Here is a 393-nt window from a genome sequence, read left to right on the forward strand (position 1 = left end):
ACATTGATCACCAGAGTCATTTAGCATCTCGTTATCTGGGTTAGTTCCGTCAACACTCCAGGCAAGTAGGTACTCACCAGACATATTAGGAACACCCGAGCCATCGCATGTGGTATCAGCTGTATATGGACAAGCATCGGCGTTATCACCGATACCATCGCCATCGGTATCAAACTGCTCTGTCGCATCATCAACAAACGCATCTTCCTGATCGACAATACCATCACCGTCAGCATCTTCGACTGTAGTACCACCAGTCCCACCATTATTCATTGCCATCAAGAAGGATTCAGCTGATAGTTGCCCATCAAAGAACCATTCCGTGTCATCAGAACAAGGTACAGACCCCCAACATACCAGTAGCGCACCATTTTCATCATCGACCCCAAAGGC

1 pseudogene is annotated in these 393 nt (G+C 47.6%); it reads right to left on the minus strand.

Annotated features, from left to right (window positions below):
* Positions 1-393, minus strand: a pseudogene (locus A3761_RS26990) (hypothetical protein); the annotation flags it as partial.

The sequence above is a fragment of the Oleiphilus sp. HI0123 genome (genome assembly GCF_001635315.1).